Source organism: Thermococcus sp. 9N3, from assembly GCF_012027685.1.
GTDB classification, from domain to species: domain Archaea; phylum Methanobacteriota_B; class Thermococci; order Thermococcales; family Thermococcaceae; genus Thermococcus; species Thermococcus nautili.
In genome coordinates this window covers 1,033,690-1,055,698 of record NZ_SNUV01000001.1, presented here as the reverse complement: position 1 = coordinate 1,055,698, position 22,009 = coordinate 1,033,690, and the positions used below count along the sequence as shown (strand labels likewise).

Annotated in this window: 23 protein-coding genes and 1 tRNA gene; 7 read left to right on the top strand and 17 right to left on the bottom strand. The window is 54.9% G+C overall.

Annotated elements, in window-relative coordinates; translation table 11 throughout:
- Positions 1-38: 38 nt before the first annotated feature.
- Both malP and E3E30_RS05860 read left to right on the top strand, forming a co-directional pair.
- Complete coding sequence (gene malP / locus E3E30_RS05865; RefSeq protein WP_167728719.1) at positions 39-2,537, top strand: maltodextrin phosphorylase; 2,499 nt, start codon at positions 39-41, stop codon at positions 2,535-2,537.
- Between the two features lie 127 nt (positions 2,538-2,664).
- Positions 2,665-3,969, top strand: a complete 1,305-nt coding sequence (locus E3E30_RS05860; RefSeq protein ID WP_167728718.1) for a sodium-dependent transporter — start codon at positions 2,665-2,667, stop codon at positions 3,967-3,969.
- 1 nt (position 3,970) lies between these two features.
- Here the strand turns inward: E3E30_RS05860 and E3E30_RS05855 are convergent, their stop codons facing one another.
- A complete protein-coding gene (locus tag E3E30_RS05855) occupies positions 3,971-5,689 on the bottom strand; it encodes a glutamate--tRNA ligase (protein WP_167728717.1) in 1,719 nt (572 codons plus the stop codon).
- Positions 5,690-5,799: 110 nt separating this feature from the next.
- Between E3E30_RS05855 and E3E30_RS05850 the strand changes: the two genes are divergently transcribed.
- Positions 5,800-6,528, top strand: a complete 729-nt coding sequence (locus E3E30_RS05850) for a hypothetical protein (protein ID WP_167728716.1) — start codon at positions 5,800-5,802, stop codon at positions 6,526-6,528.
- Here the strand turns inward: E3E30_RS05850 and dnaG are convergent, their stop codons facing one another.
- The 7 genes from dnaG to E3E30_RS05815 form a co-directional block, all read right to left on the bottom strand.
- Complete coding sequence (dnaG, locus tag E3E30_RS05845; RefSeq protein ID WP_042688685.1) at positions 6,529-7,914, bottom strand: DNA primase DnaG; 1,386 nt, start codon at positions 7,912-7,914, stop codon at positions 6,529-6,531.
- Positions 7,911-8,312 carry a toprim domain-containing protein gene (locus E3E30_RS05840; protein ID WP_099210109.1) on the bottom strand — a complete coding sequence of 134 codons (402 nt, stop codon included), beginning with the start codon at positions 8,310-8,312 and terminating at the stop codon, positions 7,911-7,913. The genes dnaG and E3E30_RS05840 overlap by 4 nt, the downstream gene beginning before the upstream one ends.
- Before the next feature lie 45 nt (positions 8,313-8,357).
- Positions 8,358-8,699, bottom strand: coding sequence for a hypothetical protein (locus E3E30_RS05835; protein ID WP_156927368.1), 342 nt, complete (start codon positions 8,697-8,699; stop codon positions 8,358-8,360).
- A gap of 35 nt (positions 8,700-8,734) precedes the next feature.
- The gene (locus E3E30_RS05830; RefSeq protein WP_167728715.1) at positions 8,735-10,009 is read right to left on the bottom strand and encodes a TIGR04013 family B12-binding domain/radical SAM domain-containing protein; all 1,275 of its coding nucleotides are present in this window, start codon (positions 10,007-10,009) and stop codon (positions 8,735-8,737) included.
- A gap of 68 nt (positions 10,010-10,077) precedes the next feature.
- Complete coding sequence (hpkA, locus tag E3E30_RS05825) at positions 10,078-10,281, bottom strand: archaeal histone HpkA (protein ID WP_042688694.1); 204 nt, start codon at positions 10,279-10,281, stop codon at positions 10,078-10,080.
- 276 nt (positions 10,282-10,557) lie between these two features.
- Positions 10,558-11,037 (bottom strand): dCTP deaminase, encoded by a 480-nt coding sequence (dcd, locus tag E3E30_RS05820; RefSeq protein WP_167728714.1) that lies wholly within the window; start codon positions 11,035-11,037, stop codon positions 10,558-10,560.
- Positions 11,038-11,765: 728 nt separating this feature from the next.
- Positions 11,766-11,843 (bottom strand) — tRNA-Arg (locus E3E30_RS05815).
- 90 nt (positions 11,844-11,933) lie between these two features.
- Here E3E30_RS05815 and E3E30_RS05810 point away from each other — a divergent pair.
- Positions 11,934-12,362, top strand: a complete 429-nt coding sequence (locus E3E30_RS05810; RefSeq protein ID WP_167728713.1) for a hypothetical protein — start codon at positions 11,934-11,936, stop codon at positions 12,360-12,362.
- Positions 12,363-12,411: 49 nt separating this feature from the next.
- Here the strand turns inward: E3E30_RS05810 and rpl12p are convergent, their stop codons facing one another.
- From rpl12p to E3E30_RS05770, 8 genes are all read right to left on the bottom strand, one after another.
- On the bottom strand, positions 12,412-12,732 hold the full coding sequence (gene rpl12p, locus E3E30_RS05805; RefSeq protein WP_167728712.1) for a 50S ribosomal protein P1: 321 nt from the start codon (positions 12,730-12,732) through the stop codon (positions 12,412-12,414).
- Between the two features lie 59 nt (positions 12,733-12,791).
- Positions 12,792-13,814 carry a 50S ribosomal protein L10 gene (locus E3E30_RS05800; RefSeq protein ID WP_042688704.1) on the bottom strand — a complete coding sequence of 341 codons (1,023 nt, stop codon included), beginning with the start codon at positions 13,812-13,814 and terminating at the stop codon, positions 12,792-12,794.
- A gap of 5 nt (positions 13,815-13,819) precedes the next feature.
- Complete coding sequence (locus tag E3E30_RS05795; RefSeq protein WP_042688706.1) at positions 13,820-14,470, bottom strand: 50S ribosomal protein L1; 651 nt, start codon at positions 14,468-14,470, stop codon at positions 13,820-13,822.
- A gap of 79 nt (positions 14,471-14,549) precedes the next feature.
- Positions 14,550-15,041 carry a 50S ribosomal protein L11 gene (locus tag E3E30_RS05790; RefSeq protein WP_042688709.1) on the bottom strand — a complete coding sequence of 164 codons (492 nt, stop codon included), beginning with the start codon at positions 15,039-15,041 and terminating at the stop codon, positions 14,550-14,552.
- A 34-nt stretch (positions 15,042-15,075) separates the two neighbouring features.
- Complete coding sequence (locus tag E3E30_RS05785) at positions 15,076-15,534, bottom strand: transcription elongation factor Spt5 (RefSeq protein WP_042688711.1); 459 nt, start codon at positions 15,532-15,534, stop codon at positions 15,076-15,078.
- Positions 15,535-15,544: 10 nt separating this feature from the next.
- A complete protein-coding gene (locus E3E30_RS05780; RefSeq protein WP_042688714.1) occupies positions 15,545-15,730 on the bottom strand; it encodes a protein translocase SEC61 complex subunit gamma in 186 nt (61 codons plus the stop codon).
- Between the two features lie 30 nt (positions 15,731-15,760).
- Positions 15,761-16,882, bottom strand: coding sequence for a cell division protein FtsZ (gene ftsZ, locus E3E30_RS05775; protein WP_042688716.1), 1,122 nt, complete (start codon positions 16,880-16,882; stop codon positions 15,761-15,763).
- Between the two features lie 115 nt (positions 16,883-16,997).
- Entirely contained in the window at positions 16,998-17,816 is an 819-nt protein-coding gene (locus E3E30_RS05770) for a D-aminoacyl-tRNA deacylase (RefSeq protein ID WP_167729001.1), read from the bottom strand.
- Positions 17,817-18,044: 228 nt separating this feature from the next.
- Here E3E30_RS05770 and E3E30_RS05765 point away from each other — a divergent pair, with 228 nt between their 5' ends.
- Genes E3E30_RS05765 through E3E30_RS05755 form a run of 3 tightly spaced genes read left to right on the top strand, consistent with a single transcriptional unit; the run spans position 18,045 to position 21,813 of the window.
- Positions 18,045-19,079, top strand: a complete 1,035-nt coding sequence (locus E3E30_RS05765; protein ID WP_042688721.1) for a TAXI family TRAP transporter solute-binding subunit — start codon at positions 18,045-18,047, stop codon at positions 19,077-19,079.
- Complete coding sequence (locus tag E3E30_RS05760) at positions 19,076-19,531, top strand: DUF1850 domain-containing protein (protein ID WP_346765901.1); 456 nt, start codon at positions 19,076-19,078, stop codon at positions 19,529-19,531. The genes E3E30_RS05765 and E3E30_RS05760 overlap by 4 nt, the downstream gene beginning before the upstream one ends.
- Before the next feature lie 2 nt (positions 19,532-19,533).
- Positions 19,534-21,813: a TRAP transporter fused permease subunit gene (locus E3E30_RS05755; protein ID WP_240922542.1), complete on the top strand. Its 2,280-nt coding sequence runs from the start codon at positions 19,534-19,536 to the stop codon at positions 21,811-21,813.
- Here the strand turns inward: E3E30_RS05755 and E3E30_RS05750 are convergent.
- Positions 21,804-21,980: a class III signal peptide gene (locus E3E30_RS05750; protein ID WP_084606304.1), complete on the bottom strand. Its 177-nt coding sequence runs from the start codon at positions 21,978-21,980 to the stop codon at positions 21,804-21,806. The genes E3E30_RS05755 and E3E30_RS05750 overlap by 10 nt on opposite strands.
- Positions 21,981-22,009: the final 29 nt, after the last annotated feature.

Sequence of the window (22,009 nt, the reverse complement as noted above, 5' to 3'; positions counted from 1 at the left end):
GAAATTAGTATCACCCATGATGATACGCGGTGGTTTCTATGGCGAGGGTTGACGAGTGCACTTATGAAACAATTCGTGAGAGACTTCCGAGTCCGCTCAGGGGGCTCGCTGATTTAGCTTACAACTACTGGTGGAGCTGGAACAGAAGGGCTACGAAGCTCTGGGAAAAGATAGACCCCGAGCACTGGGCCGAGTACAAGAACCCTGTGAAGCTTCTCCTCGACACGCCCCCCCACAGATTCCGCGAGCTCCTCCGCGATGACGACTTCATGAACCTCTACGAGCTCGTCATGGAGCAGTTTGAGGACTACATGAACCCGGACTCAACTTGGTTTTCGACCAACTATCCAAACTGGGACAAGCCGATTGTGTACCTGTGCATGGAGTACGGCATAAGCAAGAGCCTCCCCATTTACTCCGGCGGGCTCGGCATCTTGGCCGGCGACCACGTCAAGACCGCGAGCGACCTCGGGCTTCCCTTCATAGCCGTTGGCCTGCTCTACAAGCACGGCTACTTCCGTCAGGAGATAGACGAAAACGGAAACCAGATTGAGGTTTTCCCGGAGTACAGACCTGAAGAGATGCCGATAAAGCCCGTCCTCGACAGGAACGGGGAGAGGCTCCTAATTGAGGTGCCGATTGAGGACAGGACGGTCTACGCGAGGGCCTTCGAGGTTCAGGTCGGCAGGGTGAGGATTTACCTCCTCGACACCGACGTCCCCGAGAACGGAGAGGACGACAGGAAGATATGCGACTACCTCTACAACGCCGAGATGGACAAGAGGATAAAGCAGGAAATCCTCCTCGGCATCGGTGGAATGAGACTGTTAAAGGCCCTGGGAATAGAGCCCGGCGTCGTCCACCTCAACGAGGGGCACCCTGCCTTCGCGAACCTCCAGAGGATTGCATGGCTCATGGACGAGGGCCTCACGTTCACCGAGGCGCTGAGCGTCGTCAGGGGGACGACGGTCTTTACGACTCACACGCCCGTTCCGGCCGGCCACGACAGGTTTCCGATTGAGGAGGTTCGGAAACGACTCGCCAAGTTCCTCGAAGGCAGGGAAGAGCTCCTCGAACTCGGCAGGGAGGGAGACCACCTCAACATGACCCTTCTAGCGATTAGAACGTCGAGCTACGTTAACGGTGTCAGCAGACTGCACGCAGAAGTGAGTAGAAGGATGTGGCAGGACCTCTGGCCTGGAGTTCCGCTCGACGAGATACCCATCGAACCAATAACCAACGGCGTCCACACGATGACGTGGGTTCACAACGAGATGAGGAAGCTCTTCGACCGCTACATTGGCAAGGTCTGGCGCGAGCACACGAACCTTGAAGGTATCTGGTACGCCGTCGAGAGGATTCCCGATGAAGAGCTCTGGGAAGCCCACCTTGAGGCCAAGAGGCAGTTCATTGAGCTCCTCAGGAGGAAGGCGATGGAGCGGAACGAGCGCCTCGGAACCGACGACCCGATTCCGGCTATAGACGAGAACGCTCTCATAATAGGCTTTGCGAGGCGCTTTGCAACATACAAGCGCGCGGTTCTTCTTCTCACGGACCTCGACAGGCTCAGAAAGCTCCTGAACGACCCGACGAGGCCCGTCTATATTGTCTTCGGCGGAAAGGCCCACCCCAACGACTGGGGAGGAAAGGAGTTCCTGAGGAGGATTTACGAGGTCAGCAAGATGCCCGAGTTCAGGGGCAAGATATTCGTCATGGAAAACTACGACATGGGAAGCGCGAGGCTGATGGTGGCGGGCGTTGACGTCTGGCTGAACACGCCGAGACGGCCCCTCGAAGCCAGCGGGACGAGCGGAATGAAGGCCGGGCTGAACGGGGTTTTGAACGCGAGCATCTTTGACGGCTGGTGGGTCGAGGGCTACAACGGAAAGAACGGCTGGGTCATAGGCGAGGAGAGCACAGAGCCCGAGAGCGAGGCCGACGACGTTAAAGATGCCCAGGCCCTCTACGACCTCCTTGAGAGGGAGATAATCCCGACCTACTACGGCAACAGGCCGAAGTGGATTTACATGATGAAGGAGAGCATAAAGAGCATCGCCCCGCGGTTCAGTACGCACAGAATGGTCAAGGAGTACATGGACAAGTTCTACTCAAAGGCCATGAGCAACCACATATGGCTCACGAGGGAGAACTACAGGGGCGCTAGGGAGATAGCCGAGTGGAAGGACCGCGTAACCGAGTCGTGGCCGAAGGTGGGCTTCGTTGACGTCAGGGTTCTCGACGACCGCTCCGGCCTTGAGGTGACGGTTGACCTCGACGGGCTGAAGCCTGAAGACGTCCGCGTCGAGCTCTACTATGGAGTCAGGGCGGAGGGGTACCACATAGAGAGGCCGCACATCGTCGAGCTCAGGCATCCGAAGCGGCTCGAAGGTGGAAAGTGGCTCTACACCTACCGCGGAAGCGCGCTGAGGCACCTCGGAGACCCCTGCTGGCACTACGCGTTGCGCGTTTACCCGCACCACGAGAAGCTTCCCCACAAGTTCCTGCTCGGCCTCGTGAAGTGGGTTGGCCTGGACTGAATGTTCCAAAGCCACGTTCCAATTCGAATAAAGATTTCAAATTTCTAAATTTTTAAGGGGAATCGCACGGTAAAGCTTTTAATTTTCAGGTTTCCATTCGAAAGGAAAGCTCTTAGGGGTGGTTGGGATGGATGAAATAAGGAAGTGGACGCTGTACCTGATGTTCCTCGTTGCCGGATTTGCAACGGGGATAGGAACAATTGGGCTGTTTCCCCAGTTCTGGATGGAATATGGACTAACGGGGCTTGTAGTGCATCTGCTGTTCCTGGCCGTGTTTACGTACGTTGCTATAACAGAGGCAGAGAAGGTCATAAAATCGGGCTACTACTTCGTTGAGCTCTACAACAAAGTTCTAAGAAAACCCGCCATGATGCTCGCAGTGCTGGCGATGATAGTCGTGTTCCTCTCATACTATACCGCCAACACCATGCTCGTTCTCCTGTCTCCAATCGTTGGAACAGGGACCATCGGAAGGCTCATAGCTAAGGTCCTGATGGTGGCGATAGTCTTCATCGTCCTGACGAGGGCCAAGGAGAAGACGTTCACGATAATGGCAGCGGGTTCAATGGTACTCGTTATCTCAGTCGTCGTTACGACTGTGGCATTCGTGTCGAAGATTCCGCCGACCGCGGCGTTTCTGGGTATGGCAAAGCACATGATAATGAGCAGACACCCGATAACTGTAGACCTTGTAATGGCCGCCATTGAGAAGGCCATCTACGGTGTCGGCCTTGGATTTGCCTTCTACCTGATGCTCGGCAGTTTCATGAACGAGCGCTTCAACGCTAAGCTCATTATTGGAGCGGGTGTTATTATACAAACCATCATCGGCCTCCTCGCCACAATTACGATGGTCTACGCCATAGCCCCCTCTACCCCGGAGGAGCTCTTGAAGTACGTGTACGGTGGAGAGGAAGGAGCAATTCACCTCATGGGACAGCTCCCAACGATTCTCGCCGACTACAAAGGTCTTCTGCTGCTGATAGCGGTTTCAATATTCCTCGCTGGAATCACCAGCATACTTCCGATATCGGAAGTTGGACTCCAGATAATAGAGTTCAACACCAGAGTTGGAAGGAACAGGGCAGCTATGTATCTGATGGGACTGGTGCTGCTGGTGGGCGTTCCGGATTCAGTACCCAGCTTGGCCCAAGCACTGTTGCTTGGGGTCTCTACCGCAGTGTTCTTCACGGCAGTTTTTGAGTACATCCCTGTGATTTCAAAGAACGTTGAGCGGGTTACCGGAATTCAGCCAAGCACCACTCAGAAGGTGGCGGGGACCATTCTCTTCGTCGCCCTCATACCAATGGGGCTCTACTCCCTCTACACAACGGCCAAAGCTGGAGGGGTTAACTGGATTGGTGTCCTGCTCGCAGTAGTGCTTGTTGGATTCGGTGCGCTGGGCAACGAAATATTTGGAAAGAAAGAATGAATCACTTGTGGGCGAAAATCGCCCTGACTTTTCCATCTTTTACCTCGTCTATTCTCACGAAGCCGAAGCGCTCGAACTGGACGACGTCATCAACCTTAACGTCGGCGTCGCTTTCAAGGAGTCCCTCCCTAATGATGAGCTCCTCGCCCTCGGGAACCCAGACTTCACAGGGCTTGCCCTCGGTGACCCAGTGAACCATCCTCCACCTGTTCTTTCTGGCCACCTCGTAGTCAACGCTGTGGAACCTCGCCTTAATGCCGTCCTCGTTCACCTCAAGGATTTCGACGTTGAAGAGGTCCTTAAGGCGGACGAAGTTGCCGGGCTTGAAGAGCTCCATGTCGTCCCTGGAGACGTAAACCGGCTTTCCGGGGACGAATTTGAGCCTCCTAACGCCCCTCTCCGGGTGGTCTGGATGGAGCGGAATCTCGGCTGTGAATTCCTCGTCGTAGCCCTCTATGTACATCGGAACCGGGTCGGCGACGAAGAAGTAGCGGTTCGCTATCGGCTCGATTATGCGCCTGTTTATGGCGGCGAGGTTGTCCCAGCTAACTGTGGTGTCGCTTCTCTTCAGACCGACCTCGATTATTAGCTCCCTTATCGCCTCGGGCCTTATTCCGCGCCTCCTCAGGGCCCTAATAGTTCCGAGCCTCGGGTCGTCCCAGCCGAGGTATTTACCTTCCTCGATGCCCTTCCTCGTCTTGGACTTGCTGAGGATAACACCCTCGATGCTCAGCCTGCCGTGGTGCACCGTGACCGGATACTCCCAGCCGAGGTACTCGTAAACGTACCTCTGCCTCGTCTCGTTCTCGGCGTGCTCCTGCCCGCGGAAGATGTGCGTAACGCCAAGCTCGTGGTCGTCTATCGCTGATGCGAAGTTGTAGAGGGGCCAGACGCGGTACTTGTTGCCGGTCCGCGGGTGGTTGGGGTTGTCTATTATCCTGAGAGCCGGCCAGTCCCTAACGGCGGGATTCGGGTGATTGAGGTCGGTCTTTATTCTGACAACCGCTTCGCCCTCCTTGTACTCTCCGTTGAGCATCTTCCTCCAGCGTTCGAGCTGAACCTCAACCGGCTCGTCCCTGTGGGGGCAGGCTATTCCCTTGTCGCGGAGCTCGCGGAACTTCTCCGGCGGGCAGGTGCAGACGTAGGCCTTGCCCATCTTTATCAGCTTCTCAGCGTAGTCGTAGTATATCTCGAGCCTGTCGCTCGCTATGTGTATCTCGTCAATCTTGAAGCCGAGCCACTCCAAGTCTTCTTTAATCCACTCATAGAAAATCGGTTCCGGCCTCTTGACCTTCGGGTCGGTGTCGTCGAAGCGGAGTATGAACTTGCCGTCGTACATCCTCGCGTACTCGTGGCTCAGAATAGCTGCCCTCGCGTTTCCAAGGTGGAAGGCACCATCGGGGTTGGGCGCGAAGCGAGTGACGACCTTTCCCTTCTCCGCCTTGGGAAGCGGGGGAAGGCCCTTCTTCTCCTCCTTCTTGGCCTTTTTCTCCTCGAAGAACTCGGGGTAAAGTTCTCTCAGCTTCGCCTCCTGCTCCTCAACGGAGAGGTTATTCACCTTCTCGACTATCTCGTTCACGAGCGGGATTATCTCCTTGGCTTTTGGCCTCAGCTCGGGGTTCTCACCGAGGACCTTCCCTATGACCGCCTTCGGGTTCGCCTTGCCCTTGTGGGTGTAGGCGTTGATGAGCGCGTACTTCCAGATTAGCTCCTCCACCATCTTTAACCACCTGTGGGGGAATGGGGAAAGCGGTTATAAAGGTTAGTCCGAAATTCCAAAAGAGAGATAAACCTAAACGTTAAAATCTAATTTACGAACGTTACGGTGGGGTGACCATGGAGCTACTGAGCACTGGAATCAGGAAACTCGACCGTGCAATAGGGGGAGGCCTGATTCCAAACGGCAACCTCCTGATAATTCACAACACCTATTCAACCGGCTGGACAATAGCCTTTGAGATTATGAGAAATCGAGTTGAGATGGGAGACTTCGGAGTTGTAACGAACACCGTTTTGCCCCTCTCCACGCTGGAAATTGAACTCGTCCCCTCTGGCGTTGACCTCCGTGCCCTTGGTGAAAGCGGAAACCTGGCAGTCATAGACGTCTTCGGCTCCCTTCACGGTATCAAATACAATGAAGACTTCGTTTACTCCGGGGAGAACCTCTCAGCAGACACGTTCGTTCCCAAGTATTCAATGCTGTTCAGGACAATTGAGCAGGAAAAAATGGGCGACCAGCGGGTTGTCCGCGTGGATTTCACACTCGATGGCTTTGCGTTTTTCCTGGGGGAGAGGAACACACTGAGAATATTTCAGAGGTTCATGGCACTTAGCGAAGCAGACGGTAGGGAGTCCATAAACCTGTGGGTTCTCAACAGGGACAGAACATCGGGGAAGTTCCTCTCGTGGTTCTCACTCTACGCCCACTACGTTATTGAAGTCGTGTCACGGGAAGGCATGGGAGAAAGGCTTTACGTGAGGAAAAGCCCCCTCCTGTACACCCCAAGAGAGAAGGGAATGTCAATAGAAAGGGGGAGGAGCGGAGTAATCCTCCGCTAATCACTCGGCGAAGGTTATTATCTTGAGCTGGACGGGCCTTCTAACGACGTTGTACTTCCTCGCGCCGATTAGGTAGCGAACGCCGGTTTCGCTGACGGTATCTATGAGCCTCTGGGTGATGACGCCGTTGAAGACGACCGCGTAAACGTCCTTGCGCTCCTTGAGCTGGTTCGTGAGCTCCCTGACTGGAATCTCGGCTATGACGTTCTTGTTCTCGTCGAGGAGGAGTGCTATTCCGTCCTTCTTAACGCGCTCGATGAACTCGCCGAACTCCTCAAGCTCTGGAACGCGGGCCTTCTCGATGGGCTTGACTATCTTCTCCTCCTTGGGCTCTGGCCTCTCGACTTTCTCAACCTTCTCCGGCTTCTTTTCCTCGACTTTAACCGGGACGACCCTCGGCTCCCTCGGTTCGACCTTCCTGGGCTCGGGCTTCCTCTCTTCCCTTTCCCTTATCAGCTCGTAGAAGCTCTTGCCCTTGTTGAACATCTCGTTGATGACCTGCTCGGCCGGAACCTTGCTCCTCAGGGCCTTGACTATCTCTTTCTTGGTGAGTTCCTCGACTTCCTTGCCCTCCGGGGCACGGGCAACGTAGTCAACGTCGGCAACCTGGAGGAGCTCCTTGAGTATGAGCTCTCCACCGCGGTCGCCGTCGGTGAAGGCGGTAACTATTCTCTCCTTGCTGAGCTTGATTATGGTTTCCGGAATCGAGGTTCCCTCTACTGCTATCGCGTTCTTTATGCCGTGCTTGAGCAGGTTGAGAACGTCGGCCCTTCCCTCAACGACGATGATTGAGTCGGAGAACGGAACGTGAGGCCCTGCGGGAAGCTTCTCCGGCCCGTACTCAATGAGCTCTTTCGCCCTGACGGCCTTCTTGACCTCCTCGGTGAGCTCCTGGGTCTCGGGAATCTCCTGCTCCATGAGGGTTTCGAGTATCTCCTTGGCCCTCTCGATGATGTACTTCCTCTTGGTCGCCCTGACGTCCTCTATGCGGAGGACCCTTATCTTGGCCTCTGCCGGACCAACGCGGTCGATGGTTTCGAGCGCCGCGGCGAGGATTGCAGTCTCGACCCTGTCGAGGCTCGACGGAACGGTTATGGTTCCGTAGGTCTTGCCGGCCTTGTTGTGAACCTCGACGCGAATCCTGCCAATCCTTCCGGTCTTCTGGAGCTCCCTCAGGTCGAGGTCGTCTCCGAGAAGACCTTCAGTCTGTCCGAAAATAGCACCAACAACGTCGGGCCTTTCAACGATGCCGTTAGCCTCAAACTCGGCGTAGATGACGTATTTGGTCGTTCCGAACTCGTCTTTTCCTGACATGAAACCACCCTCTTTAGCCTTTTTTCGTTTTTCAGCCAAAACCTGCTGGAGTATCGTCTTCTTTCTCTTCATCGAATCCCCTCCAGCCGGGGGTCAGAAACGGAGATTACCTTCAAATAGAGGCCGTAGAGGTCTTCAATGCCCTTAATGTCCTTCTTGACCAGCTTCTTGAGCTCCTTCCGGGTTTCCGCGTCCACCCTGCAGGGGTAGCCGGCCAGGTAGCGGAGGAGCTTTTTGGCCAGCTCCTCCCCCTTTCTGTCAAAGTCCGTGAGTATCTTGACTTCGCCGTAGGATGAGGCGATGAGCGCGACCTCTGGTAGAGGCAGGCGGGAGAGCCTGATTATCTCCGCTCTGACCCCCAGATTCCTCAGAGCCACCTCGTCTCGCATGCCCTCAACGATGAGGGCGCCTTCAAACTCTCGCAGTTCGTCTATAAGCTCCAGGAATCTTTTATAGTTTTCGGCGTACATAACGCCCTCGCCCTTCAGTACTCCGTGAAGTTAAAAGCTTTTGGGTCAGGGACTCAGCAAGAACCAGAGGCGGTAGTTGCTTCTCCTGCCGAGTAAAATCGCAATCACTGGACCGATTACGAGCAACGAAATCAGCGCATCGCTTCCAATCTTGGAGTTCTTGAATACAGTCACGCCAAGAACGATGGCCAGCACAAAGCCTGCCAAGAACCCGATGAGGCCGTACAGGAGTGGACCGCCCAGGGTTGGTTTGATGGAAATCACGTAAAGAAACCCCGCCATTAACAGGATTATTCCGGGCAACGTGAGGTCACCGGTAATTGCATAGATGAAGATGGCAGACACCACAACGGCCAAGGCAGGACCCACGTTTCTCATACCCATCATACAGAGAATCGGCGTTAGGTTACAAAACCCTTTCGTCAGCAGACTGAGTTTATACTTCCGTGGTAGCTCATCGGCTCCTCGTAGAACTCCTCTATCAGCTTCTGGAGTCTTTTTGAAAGCTCTATCTGAATCCCCCACGAGCCCTCTATTTTTCCCCTGGCGGCCATTCTACCGAGGAACTTCTTCATCTCCTCGCTCAGCGGACTCGGCTTGCATCGTGCCCAGGGGGTTCCTGGAAGGGGCATGAAGTAGTGCGCCCTAACCTTTCCGCCCTTCCTCATAATCCACTTCATCAGCTCGATGCTCCTCCTCTGGCTCTCCGCGCTCTCGTTCGGCAGGCCGACGATGAAGTCAACCACCGGCTCGAAGCCGTACTCGAGCATGTACTCAACGGCCCGCTGAACGTGCTCGACCCTGTGGAGCCTGTGCATGGCTTTGAGCATGGCATCATCTCCACTCTGAGCCCCAATAGCTAGCCTCCTGTTGTCGGCGTAGTCAATGAGCAACTCTAGCGTCTCAGGAAGGACGAACTCCGGTCGAACCTCGCTCGGGAAGGTTCCATAGAAGAGCCTCCTGCCCTCTTTCCTGAGGGGCTGGAGGGCCTTGAGAAGGGCCTCAAGCTTGTTGAGCTTCAGTATCGCACCCGGACTCCCGTAGGCGAAGGCGTTCGGCGTTATGTAGCGCATGTCCTTCATTCTCCGTGAGTACTTCACAATCTGGTCTATGGGCCTGTGCCTCATGCGGAAGCCCTTGATGTAGGGAGTTTGACAGTAGTAACAGCGGAAGGGACAGCCCCTGCTTATTTCTATCGGCGAAATCAGGCGGACGCTCTCCGGATACGGTGGAAAGCGCCAGAAGTCCTCAACCTTCGCGAAGCCGGTAAAGGTAAACTCCCCGTTGAGGTAGAAGGCGAGACCCTTCACCTTGGCGAGCTCGGGGGTTATTCTGTAGTTTGTTCTCTTCAGGGTCGTTAAAAGCTGGTATATTACCTCCTCACCCTCCCCGATGACGGCTACGTCAAAGCCGAGCTGATTCAAGGTATGTTTCGGCATCGCTATTGCATGATAACCCCCGGCGACGAGAATGGTTCCCCTCTCCTTCAAAAGCCGGACTTCCCTCGGGAGGTCGCCCCAGATTTCCTCCGTGAAGAAGGAGTAGAGGACGACTTTGGGTTTTGCCTTCAGAATCTCATTGAAGTCCTTAGTTATTAGGAGCTCGCCCAAATCGAAGCCCTGGCTCTCAAGGGCTCCAAGGAGGTGGACGAAGGCGTTGTGGTTGCGCCTGGTCATTCGAACGGCTATTTCCGGCATGGTCGAAAGCGCGAGAAGAGGCTTAAAACGCTAACGGTTTGAAATGGGTAGAAAAGCCAAAAAGGCCATCAGGCCTTGATGGCGAGCTTGATGTCCTCGGCCTTGACGGTCTTCCTGCCGGCGTGCCTGGCGAACTCGTTGGCCTTCTTGGCGAGCTCGATGGCGTACTCCTCGAGGTACTCGGCGAGGACCTTGGCGGCCTCCTCGCTGACCCTCTCGGCACCGGCCTTCCTAATAAGCCTGTCAATCGGGGCAATTGGAAGCTCGGCCATTCACAACACCTCCGTAAAAGCTTTTTCGGTATCCTCTAAGCAATCGGAGGTATATAAACCTTTCGGAAAAGGAGCCCAGTTCTGCCCTTAAATCGGCAGTGAACCTAAATATACATGTCATTTTGATGTGAAAAATTGGGAAATGGCCATAATGGCTCGAAAGTTTGTGACAATTGTCGAAAAGGGGGAAGAAGACGTTACCTGGGTAGGGGCATTAAAACATCATTGGAACCCGACCACAGGGGGAGATTATGGAAAGAAATGTTACAGCAGAGACTAGCTCTTTTTCACTCCCTTCCTCTTAGAGAGAGCGATTCCAGCGCTTCCCTGATACCTTCCGCGATAGGGATTCCTCGCAGGCCCTTCAAGGCGGATGAAGGCAATCTGAACGAACCGCTCCCCGTAGGAGAGCTCAACCGGCTCCTCCGAGGCGTTGTAGATGCCGAGGGTCAGCTTTCCGTCCCAGCCCGGGTCAACCCAGGCAAAAGACCCAATCAGCCCTTCCCTCGCGAGACTGCTCCTGAGTTTCATGTCTCCCATGACGTCGTCAGGAAGCCTGATTCTCTCAAGGGTCAAAACGAGAGCGTACGTTTTAGGGGGAATCACGAAGGTCCCGAGCTCTTTAACGTCCAGGATTTCACCGTTGAGGTAAGCCTCATCGCCAACGCGAAGGTCGTAGCCAGCAGGTTGCAGGGACTCCTCAGAGAAGGGCTCGATTAAAATCTCCTTTCTTATCTTCCAATCGGGGAGCATCATACCAACCACCGCTGGGGATTTAAGGCGGTGGTATAAAAATAATCCGGCCGATGATGAGCGGTTGGCCCGGCACCGAGGGGTGCGGAGGGCCACCACTCCTGAGGCCGACAAGCTTTGCTTGCGCAAAGCTTGACCAAAATGGTTTAACTGTCCAAAAGGGCAAAAGGAAAGTTGTATGCGTTATCAAGCAGTCCACTGGTTCGGGGTTTACACTTACAATATCTCCTGGAGAAGGTGTTTAACTTAAAAGGGTGCTCGGAGGGCGCTAATGTGAGAAAAACACGCTTAAAACTGGCGAGTTTGGAAGTAAACTCCCCTGAGAACAAACCATTCAAAAAGGCATGCCGGCTTTGATGAAACTTTGCTGGGCAAAGTTTCTTAACGTGGGGGCGAAGCCCCACTCCGGGGGGTTTGAGAGTACAGGAAGCTTTGAGAAAGCTTGACTAAAAGTTAGTAGCTCCTATGCAAGGACTCGAATGGAGGAGATTTTGCTCGCAAAATTGCACATTTTCAAAGGAGAACACACCAAAACCGCCCTTACAAAAGGGTTTACTCTCTCTTGACGCCCTTCGGGCGTCGATTCTAAAAGATAAACCATTTATCCCAAGAAGCAATGTCAGATGGTTCTCACACTCAAAACGGCCTGTCAATAAGGAAAATCTCTCAAAAGTTAACTCTGAAGAAGGAGCTACGAACCTTGGTCAAACTTCGCGCAGGCGAAGTTTGAATGGCGGGCCGGGCGGGATTCGAACCCGCGACCTTCGGCTCCGAAGGCCGACGCCCCATCCAGGCTAGGCCACCGGCCCACCCCTGATGGTTCCGATGGGCTAAACATAAACCTTGCGGTTCGCGAAAACCTTTTAGGTTACCTCGGCCAATGTTAATTGGGGAAAGGGATGAGAAGAAGCACAAAAGTGCTCATCGTAAGTGGGGTCACCATCGCAGGCTTTTTCGCACTGGCACCGGCGCTTCCCCTTTATCCCCTGCTGGTGCGGAGATATGGGGCAAGTGCAGTGGATACAACAACTGTGGTTTTAGGACTTGTCGGCCTAATCACTTTAGTTGTCGGAGTAACACTCAGAAAGTTTGAGAGCCTTCCGAGAAACGTTGCCCTGTACGAGACCGCAGGATTCTTGATGCTTGGAACCTTCGGTGTGGCTTGGATAAACGCACTCAACGGCCTCAAGAACACGGTTGAAAAGGTTGTCGTTTCCGTCCTCTTTTTTGTAGCTTACGTGGTCTTTATGGAGTTGCTGAAGAGAAGGCTCAACCCAGACAGATACAGAAGGATGTGGAAGACGATTGTTGTCTTCAGGAAGCGCTGAGAAAAGTTTTGAAAAGCCCGCCCGAAGGCGGACAAAAGGGAAGAGGAGTTCAGCCGAAGAGGGCGCCGAGACCAGCGAGGGCCTCCTCCTCGCTGACCTCTTCCTCTTCTTCCTCCTCTTCCTCCTCGGCGGCCTCGGCACCGCCCTCGGCGGGAGCCGGAGCGGCGGCGACCGCGACCGGAGCGGCGACCGGCATGGCGGCCTTCTCGATGACCTCGTCGATGTTGACGCCCTCGAGCGCTGCAACGAGGGCCTTTATCCTGGCCTCATCCGGGGTGACTCCAGCGGCCTCAAGGACGGCCTTGAGGTTCTCCTCGTTTATCTCCTTACCAGCGGCGTGGAGCAGCAGAGCGGCATACACGTACTCCATCTTTTCACACCTCCAATCATCTTCATTCCTTTATTCACACGTGTGCGAGGGAAAGTAATTCAGCCGAAGAGGGCGCCCAGTCCGGCGAGCGCATCCTCCTCGGATGCCTCCTCTTCTTCCTCTTCCTCCTCGGCCTCCTCAACCTTCTCCTCGGTTGGCTGAGGAGCCGCGGCAACGGCCACTTGGGCCTGAGCGTTTAAAAGCTCTTTGGTCTTCTCGTCAAGCAACTCCTCGGGCAGGTTCTGCGCTATGAGCAGGACGGCACGGAGAGCCCTGCCAAAGATGTCCTCGATGGTCTCAGGCGTGATGTAGCCAGCTTCGACTGCAACGTTCTTGGCTCCAAGGTAGGCCTTCTGGATGATGGCTTCGATGGTCTGCTTGGTCGGATAGGCGGTGTTAACTGACAGGTTGAAGGCGTGCATGTATGCCTGCTGGAGCATGTTGATGTACTCCTGCTCGTCTATCGCGAGGACGTCAGGAGTGTAGACAATGCCGTCCTCGTAAGCGGCGAGCAGGTTGAGACCGACCTCGAGGGGCTCGATACCAAGGGCGTTGAGGATTCTCGCGAGCTGTTCGGTTATAACCTCTCCCGCCTTGAGGACGGTGTGGTCCTTCTGAATGCTAACCTTACCCTTCTCAATCCTCGCGGGGATTCCAAGGGCCTGCATCTCACCGACGAGCGGGCCCGGTGGAATCGAGGTCGGTCCGGCTGGAATGACGACGTCCTTGGGAACGACCGCTCCGGGCTTGGCCGGGGCGGGGGTTTTGCTCTCCTCGAGGAGCTTGTAGAGCTTGAAGGGGTTCATCTCGGTGGCGAGTATCGCCGCTCCTCCCTCGATGTAGTCGGCGAGCTTCTCGAGGTCCGGCTTGTTGAGCTCCTGGGCGGCCCTCTTTATGGCCAGCTCGATGAGGGTGTTCCTGCTGACCCTGAGAAGGGCCTTCCCGCGAAGCTTGTCACGCATCTTGCTGAGCGGGTAAGCGGGGACACCGGCCACGTCAACGAGGGCAATCACTGGGTGGCTCTTGATAATCTTGGTGAGTTCTTCAACTTCCTTCTTCTTCCACTCGGCTACGTGGGCCATCTCCCTCACCTCTCAACCTTAACGGCCGGGCCCATTGTGGTCTTCACGTACACTGACTTCACCTGGTTCTCTCCGCGCTCGAGCTTGTTGATGATGGCGTTGAGAACCGCCTCGGCGTTCTCAGCGAGCTTCTCGTCGTCCATGTCCTCGGTGCCTATCGGGGCGTGGACAACCGGGTTGTTCTTGAGCTGTATCCTGACGGTCTTCTTGAGCCTTGCAACTATCGGCTCGAGGTTGGTCATGGTCGGCGGAACGACCTGCGGCATCTTGTTCCTCGGACCGAGGTACCTACCGAGGTACTTACCTATCTTGGGCATCAGCGGAGCTGCGGCAATGAAGAAGTCGTAGCGCTTCGCCAGCTTCCTCGCTTCCCTCGGGCTCTTCGCTATCTCCTCAAGCTGCTCTCCACTAATCACATCAAGCCCGAGCTTTTTAGCCGCCTCAGCCACGGCACCATCAGCGATGACCGCGATTTTTGGCTCCTTCCCACGACCGTGGGGCAGTACAACCTCAAGCTTAAACCTGTTCTCCGGCTTGCGGAGGTCGATATCCTTGAGGTTGACTGCTATCTCGACGGTCTGTGTGAAGTTGCGCGGCTTAGCCCGGGCCTTCGCCTCCTTCACCGCTTCCACGAGTTTCTGCCTGTCGAAGGCCATTTACAGCCCTCCCTTTCGTTTTCGATTTGAGCCGAAAAAGTCAAAGATGCCTAAAAGGAGGGATTTTTAAAGTTTTCCCTCACTCCTCGGCTTTCTCAAAAATCTCGTCGTAGAGTCCTTCGTCAATCTCCCTCTGAACTTCCCTTGGGTCCTTGCCTTCAACCGTAACGCCCATGCTGAGGGCGGTTCCTATGACTTCCTTGGCCGCAGCCTTGAGGTTCGGTGCGAGCATCTGGTCAATCTTCATCTTGGCTATCTTGACGACCTGCTCCATGGTGAGGTTCCCGACCGGAGTGTGGCCGGCCTCGCTTGAGCCCTTCGGAATGCCGAGCTCTTTCTTGATGAGCTGGCTGGTCGGGGGAATACCGACCTCAATCCTGAAGGTCTTCTTCTTGGGGTCCTCAACGATAATCTTGACGGGAACCTGCATTCCCTCGAATTCCTTGGTGGCCTTGTTTATCTCGTCAACGACCTGCTTAACGTTCAGTCCGAGGGGACCGATGGCCGGACCGAGCGGGGGTCCGGGTGTGGCCTTTCCACCTTCAACGAGGACTTCGACAACCTGTGGCATTCATCTCACCACCTTTACTTTTGTCTCGGGCCTGTCACTCCTTCTGGCGTTTGCTTATAAGTCTAACGTATTCGCCCCTCACCGTGACCGGTATCGGGACGATTGAACCTATGAGCTCGACGACAATTTCGTCCTTGCTCTCGTCAACCCTGACGACCTTGGCCTTCTCACCCTTGAACGGGCCGGCTATGAGTTCGACGATGTCGCCGGGCTCGAAGCCGCTGACGGCAGGTTTCTCCTCGAGGAAGTGCTCTATCTCGTGGAAGGGAATCTCGCCGGGGAGAACGCGCTTCGCGTGGCGGATTCCCCTTATGGCCTCGTCAACGGCGCTCTTGTTTGGGGCCTCCACGAATATGTACCCCTTAACCTTGCTTGGCGCAAGGATGGCCTGAATAGGGATGTTGTAAGTCTTAGCCTTGCTGTAAACGAGGTTCGCGGTCGTGGTTTCCTGGCCCACGGTAACGCTGACGGTGAATATCTTTCCCTCGCTCATGGCGCAACCCTCACGAGCCCGTGATGAAGTAACCGACCATCCTGATGAGCATGCCTATGAGGCCTATGAGAATCATTCCAATGCCGGTAATTTTGACGGCCAGCTTAAACTCCTTCATTCCCGGCTTTCTCGTAACGAGGAGTACCCTCTTGGACTCTGAGAGGAACGTTTTAATCTTCTCGATGGTGCTCGTCACTTCCTTCACCCCTCTAAAAGTTTAAAGGATTCAAAGCTCGTCGAGGTCGAGCTTGATTGTTCTCTTCTCTTCTTCACCGAAGTAGGACTTCTCCTCTTCCTCGGCGACGGCGTACGGCGAGCTGACGCCGGTAACAACGAGGAGGATTCTAATCATCTTGCCGAGCTCCTCGTCGAGCTGGATACCCCAGATGACCTGCGCCTCCGGGTCGAGCTTGCTGGTGACGAGTTCGATAATCTGCTGGGCCTCCTCGAGCTTGACGTCGCTTCCGCTGATGCTTATCAGAGCGCCCTTGGCGCCGCTTATGTCCACGTCGAGAAGCGGGCTGTTGAGTGCCTGCTGTGCCGCTTCGAGGGCCCTCTTCTCGCTGTCGCTCTCGCCGATGCCTATCATCGCAACACCGCCGTCCTTCATGACGGCCCTTACGTCGTTGAAGTCGAGGTTGACAAGGCCAGGCTTGGTGATGAGCTCGGTGATGCCCTTGACGGCCTGGACGAGTATCTCGTCGGCAACCTTGAAGGCCATGTGAATCGGAAGGTTCGGGGCAACCTCCATGAGCTTGTCGTTCGGGATGACGATGACGGTGTCGGTGTTCTTCCTGAGCCTCTCGAGACCGTACTCAGCGTTCTTTATGCGCCTTATGCCCTCAACGGTGAACGGAAGGGTAACCACTGCAACGGTGAGCGCACCCATCTTCTTGGCTATCTCGGCAACGACCGGCGCGGCGCCGGTTCCGGTTCCTCCACCGAGACCGCAGGTGATGAAGACCATGTCCGCGCCTTCAAGGGCCTCCCTGATTTCCCTCTCGCTCTCCTTCGCGGCTTCCTCACCCATCTTGGGGTTGTTGCCTGCACCAAGGCCCCTGGTAAGCTCTTTTCCGATGAGTATCTTCTTGTGGGCCCTAATCTTGAGAAGGTCCTGCGCATCGGTGTTGATTGCGATTATCTTAGCGCCCTCGATTCCAACCTGCATCATCCTGTTAACGGTGTTACAACCGGCACCGCCGACACCGACGACGTATATCTTGGCCTGAATCTGCTCAAGGAGCTTCTTAAGCTCCTCATCTATGTCCGACTGGGGCTGAACCTCCGGAACGGCCTTGGGCTGGGCCGCCGAGGTTCTCTCAATGGCGTCCTCAATCAGCTTCAGCATCTTTTCACCCTCCGAAGAGTTTAACACCCTTTGGAGTTTGTATGGGAGTGGTATATAAACTTAGCTAACCCGAAACTGAACTTAACTGGCCCGTAGTCTCTTTAAAGGTTTCGGCTCAGTCCCTGATGAACTCAAGGCCGAGCTCCTCCGCCAGCGACCTTGCGAGTTGCCTCGTCTCACCCTTGCTTCCCTTCCAGTCAACGTATATCGCCTCAACTTTTTCGGCGGTTCTCTCAATGGCCTTCAGGAACATCTCCCGGGAGAGGGGATGCGCGTACTTAGGGGCTATGTGGCCGAAGGCTATGTCGGTCTCAAGGGCGCGCTTCGTCTGCTTCGGCGCGTAGTGGCCGCCGCCTATTCCGATGGCAACCTTGAACTTGGCTTTTTCGTAGTTCTCAAGGACGTAGACGATTGTTTCAGCTATTATCTCGCCCGCCCTGTCGTTGACCCACTCTTCCTCACTGGAGCCAATCTCTATGAAGAAGCTCGGAACTTCGAGCTCGCTCGGCCCGTGGTGCGTTGCTTCGTAGCAGACGGTCCAGCCAAGGTCGTTCAGCTCGTTCATCTTGAGGAGGGCAAGCTTCATGGCGCTCGGCAACGCTATCGCTAGGCTCTCGTCCTTCCCGCCGTACATGGCCTTTCCCCAGTTGCCCGTCACGTGGGTCGTCAGGGCAGGCAACTTCTGCTTGCTTGAATGCCTGGAGGCGAAGGCTATCACCTCGGGCATAAAACCGAGCTGAGCCTCTATGGCCTTGTCGAGGTTGTCGTAGTAAATCATCTCGTCGTTGGTTGTAAGTATCAGCGTCTCCCCGTTCCGGTAAACTGGGTTGCCGTCGAAGACCATGTCGGTTTCCTTGAACCTGAAGTTCTCAATGAGCTTCTCCATTATGTTCATTGAAGCCCTGTCGATTTTCGTGGTCATGATGACCTTCATGGCTTCCACCGGGGCCAGGTTAGAGGGGAGGTTATAAAACGTTATGGCGATAGCCGCGGGAATGTGCAAAATATATCCATTCACCTTCGAAAATTGAGTAATAACAATAAACCATGGGCCGCAGGTTTTTCGAAGTTGTAACGCAAACTATTTAAAAAGGGAAAGTACACTAATAGACTAATATGGCCATATAGCCATATTGTGCACATTGATGTGGAGGTGGGTGGTTTGAAGAAGTTAACAACCCTGGCCCTTGTGGCCGTTTTGGTTCTCTCAATGGTCGTCGCCGGCTGTATTGGCGGGCAGAGCTCGACAGAAACCCAGACCGGAACCTCGGGAACGTCCGGGGAAACGACCTACACAGGAACCATAACAATCTACACCGGAGGAACGAGCGGAGTCTACTATCCGTTGGGCTCCAAATACGCGGAGCTCCTTAACAAGGCTGGAATAAATGCTAAGGCCGTCACGAGCGGTGCGAGCGTTTCTAACGCCAAGGCAATCGGCGACGGCAACGCCCAGGCCGCGATTATGCAGAACGACGTGGCTTACTACGCCTACAACGGCCTTTACATGTTTGAGGGAAGCGCGATAAAGAAGCTTCGCGGTGTCGCGGCACTCTATCCTGAGACAGTTCAGTTCGTCGTTAGGGCGGACAGCGACATAAAGAGCCTTCAGGACTTGGCCGGAAAGAAAGTCGCAATAGGTGCCCCGGGAAGCGGAACGGCCGTTGCAGCCGAACAGATTCTTAAGGCGGCCGGCGTCTGGGACAAGATTCAGAAGGTCAACCAGAAGTTCAGCCAGGCCGCCCAAGCCCTCAAGCTCGGCCAGATTGACGCGGCAGTTATAGTTTCCGGAGCTCCGACTCCGGCCATAACCCAGATAGCCGTTACAACGCCCGTTAGGGTCATCCCGATATCAGACGATATCCTCAACAAGCTCAAGAGTGAGGGCTACATCTTCTACGTCAGGCAGGTTCTCCCGAAGGACACCTACAAGGGAATGACCGAGGATACTCCAACCCTCGCCGTCAAGGCGATTCTCGTCGTCAGCGCCGACCTTCCGGAGAGCGTCGTCTACGAGATGACCAAGGTGCTCTTCGACAACGTTGACCAGCTCCGCGCAGTCCACCAGAAGGCCAAGTACATAAGCCTCGACACGGCCCTCGACGGTATGAGCATACCGCTCCACCCCGGAGCCTACAAGTACTACGAGGAGAAGGGCCTCAACGTCCCTGACAACATCAAGCCACCGAGCGGGTGAGGGTCTTGAAAAGGGCCCTTTTCTTTTTTGCCATCATACTCCTTGCCACAGCCGTTTTTCCTGTTAATTCCCTGGTGATAACGACTAAGTCATCCTCGTACGTTTATCACCTCGGTGAGGTCTGGCTCAGGATTGAGTACAACCACAGTGTGGAGCACAGCGAGGTAATCGAGGTAATCGAGGTCAACTCGAGCGGGATGTTCGTCAGGAAGATGCTCTGGAAGGACTTTGGGGCCGGCCTTCCGGAGGACATCCAGGGCAGGGAGGGCGACTATTACTACAAGGTCATCGACCAGCCACTCGGGAAGAGCCTCGACTACTGGTTCATACCCTTCAACCGGCCTCAAATCGTCGTGAACAACGCGTCTGTAATCAGGCCACCGACCCCGGGGCTCGTCCATTTCCGGGTTGAGAGGTGCCCCCTGATTCTCACAGCCTTAGGGAGGTGTTAACTTTGGAAGAGAAGCATGTGGAAGTTGAGGAACTTGAGGAGGTAATAAGCAGGACGAGAAAACTGCCCCCAAAGCTTGAAATGGTCGTGACGGTATCGGCGGTGCTCATTGGAATATACGAGATTCTCTTCATCTTCAACTTCAACGGAGCCCTCTACGACATGCTTTCCCGCGTTGGAATAAAGCTCAACTTCCTGCTCTACACGCTCCAGAGCCAGCAGGGAGAGGCCTTCGTTCTGGCGATGATTCTCATCATAGCCTATCTCCTCTACCCGTTCCGGCGCTCTGAGAGGTTCAAAAACGTTGGACTGATTGACTACGTTTTCATAGCCCTGAGTTTGATAACGATGTTTTACCTGTTCTTCAGGTATCCGAGCTACGCTGAAACAGCAACGGTCTACAAGAAGGACATAATCTTCGCGCTCCTTGCGATACTCGTAGTCCTCGAAGCCACGAGGAGGGTGATAGGCTGGGTTCTCCCCCTGGTAGTCATAGTGTTCCTTGGCTATGCCATCCAGAACATCAACTTCAACTGGATGGTCTTCACGGAACACATGTACCTCGCCAGCGAGGGAATCTTCGCGACACCGCTCTACGTCATGACGATTTACGTCTTCGCCTTCATATTCTTCGGAGCATTCCTGCTCAAAATAGGCATAAGCGACTATATAACGGAGTTCATGATAAGCCTCTTCGGTTCCCGCCCCGGAGGCCCGGCCAAAGCCGCCGTCATAGCGAGCGGTCTCATGGGAACCGTCAGCGGTTCGAGCGTCGCCAACGTCCTTACCACTGGAACCTTCACGATACCGCTCATGAAAAAGGCCGGCTATCCGCCAGAAATAGCGGGAGCCGTTGAGCCGGTGGCATCTACCGGTGGCCAGCTGATGCCCCCGATAATGGGTGCGGCGGCATTTATAATGGCGGAGTTCCTTGGAGTGCCCTACAACAAGATAATCATCGCCGCGGTTATTCCCGCCCTCGTCTACTACTCGGGCGTTTACCTCTTCATAGACAGGGAAACCAAGAGGCTCGGCCTCAAGGGCATGCCCAAGGAGCACTTCAAGCCGATACGCTACTTCCTGAGGAAGAGCTACATCCTCCTGCCGATAGCCGTCATAACGGTCGCCCTGGTCTGGGGAATCCCTGCTCACATCGCGGCAATATCATCCCTAGGAATAGCAATCTGGGTCGCATGGATTTCCAAGGACGAGATTAGAGGTAACGAGGCGCTTTACGTGGCAATAGTCCTCATCGGAACGTTCATAATGTTCGCAGGCAAGGGTTACCCCATCCTCGTCGCCCTAACGGCTCTCCTCTTCGTCCTCGGTGCGCTGAAGAAGGAAGTGGAGTTCAACGAGAAGTTCTACATAACGGCGCTGTTCCTGCTCTTCATAGCCTTCAACCAGGCAATCGGCATGAGCAAGGAGAACCTTCTATTCCTTACGGGAATCTTCGGAATAATCTTCTCGCTAATCGTTGGAGCGATATCGAAGACGCGCGACGGAAAGGAGATGTTCTCGGCGACCTACGAGTCAATGATAGAGGCCGGAAAAACGAGCACAGCGGTCATGCTCGCGGCCGCGAGCGCTGGACTTATACAGGGCTCCCTAACGATAACCGGCCTTGCCAACTCCCTCGGCTACCGTCTGGCGGACCTCACGGGCGGAAACCTCTGGCTCCTGCTTATAGTTACCATGGTTTTTAGCTTGATACTCGGAATGGGCGTCCCGACAACGGCGAACTACATCATAACCTCACTCGTTATGGCGCCGGCAATATATCAGGCCGTCAGCTCGGTTTACCCATACAACCAGCCGGTTCCGGGCTTTGGAACAGCCATAGCCCTCCTCGCGGCGCACTTCTTCGTGTTCTACTTCGGAATACTCGCGGACATAACGCCGCCGGTGGCGCTCGCCAGCTACGCGGGTTCGGCCTTAGCAGGCGGTGACTTCTGGAAAACAGCCCTCAACGCCGTTCGCTACGCGGTTGCAGGATACATCGGCCCCTACATCTACTTCACGCACCCGGAGATGTTCATAATAACAGTCAAGGACTGGACACCGACGATGGTTGGAACAGTGGTCTACGACCTGTTCGCCACGATACTCGTGCTATACATGCTGTCGGTCGGCTTTACAGGCTGGCTCAAGGGACACCTTAAGACGTACTACAGAATAGCGATAGTTGTGGTGGCATTTATCGCGGCCTCACTCCACCCACTACCGGTGGCGGTTGGACTCGGACTGCTCGCGCTGGGAATGCTTGGAAAGGTTCAGGGCTGACTGTTCGTCATGTTCTGGAGTATCTCCACTATTTCTTTATTTGCCCGGTTCATGTTCTCAGCTGCTGTTTGGGCGGTTCTGTGCATGAGCCTGACGGCTATAAGGACCATCGTGAGCGCGAGTGCAATCATGAAAAGGTACTCTATCGCGGCCTGGGCTGGCCTCATAGCTCTCACCCCCTAAAACTTAGAACGTT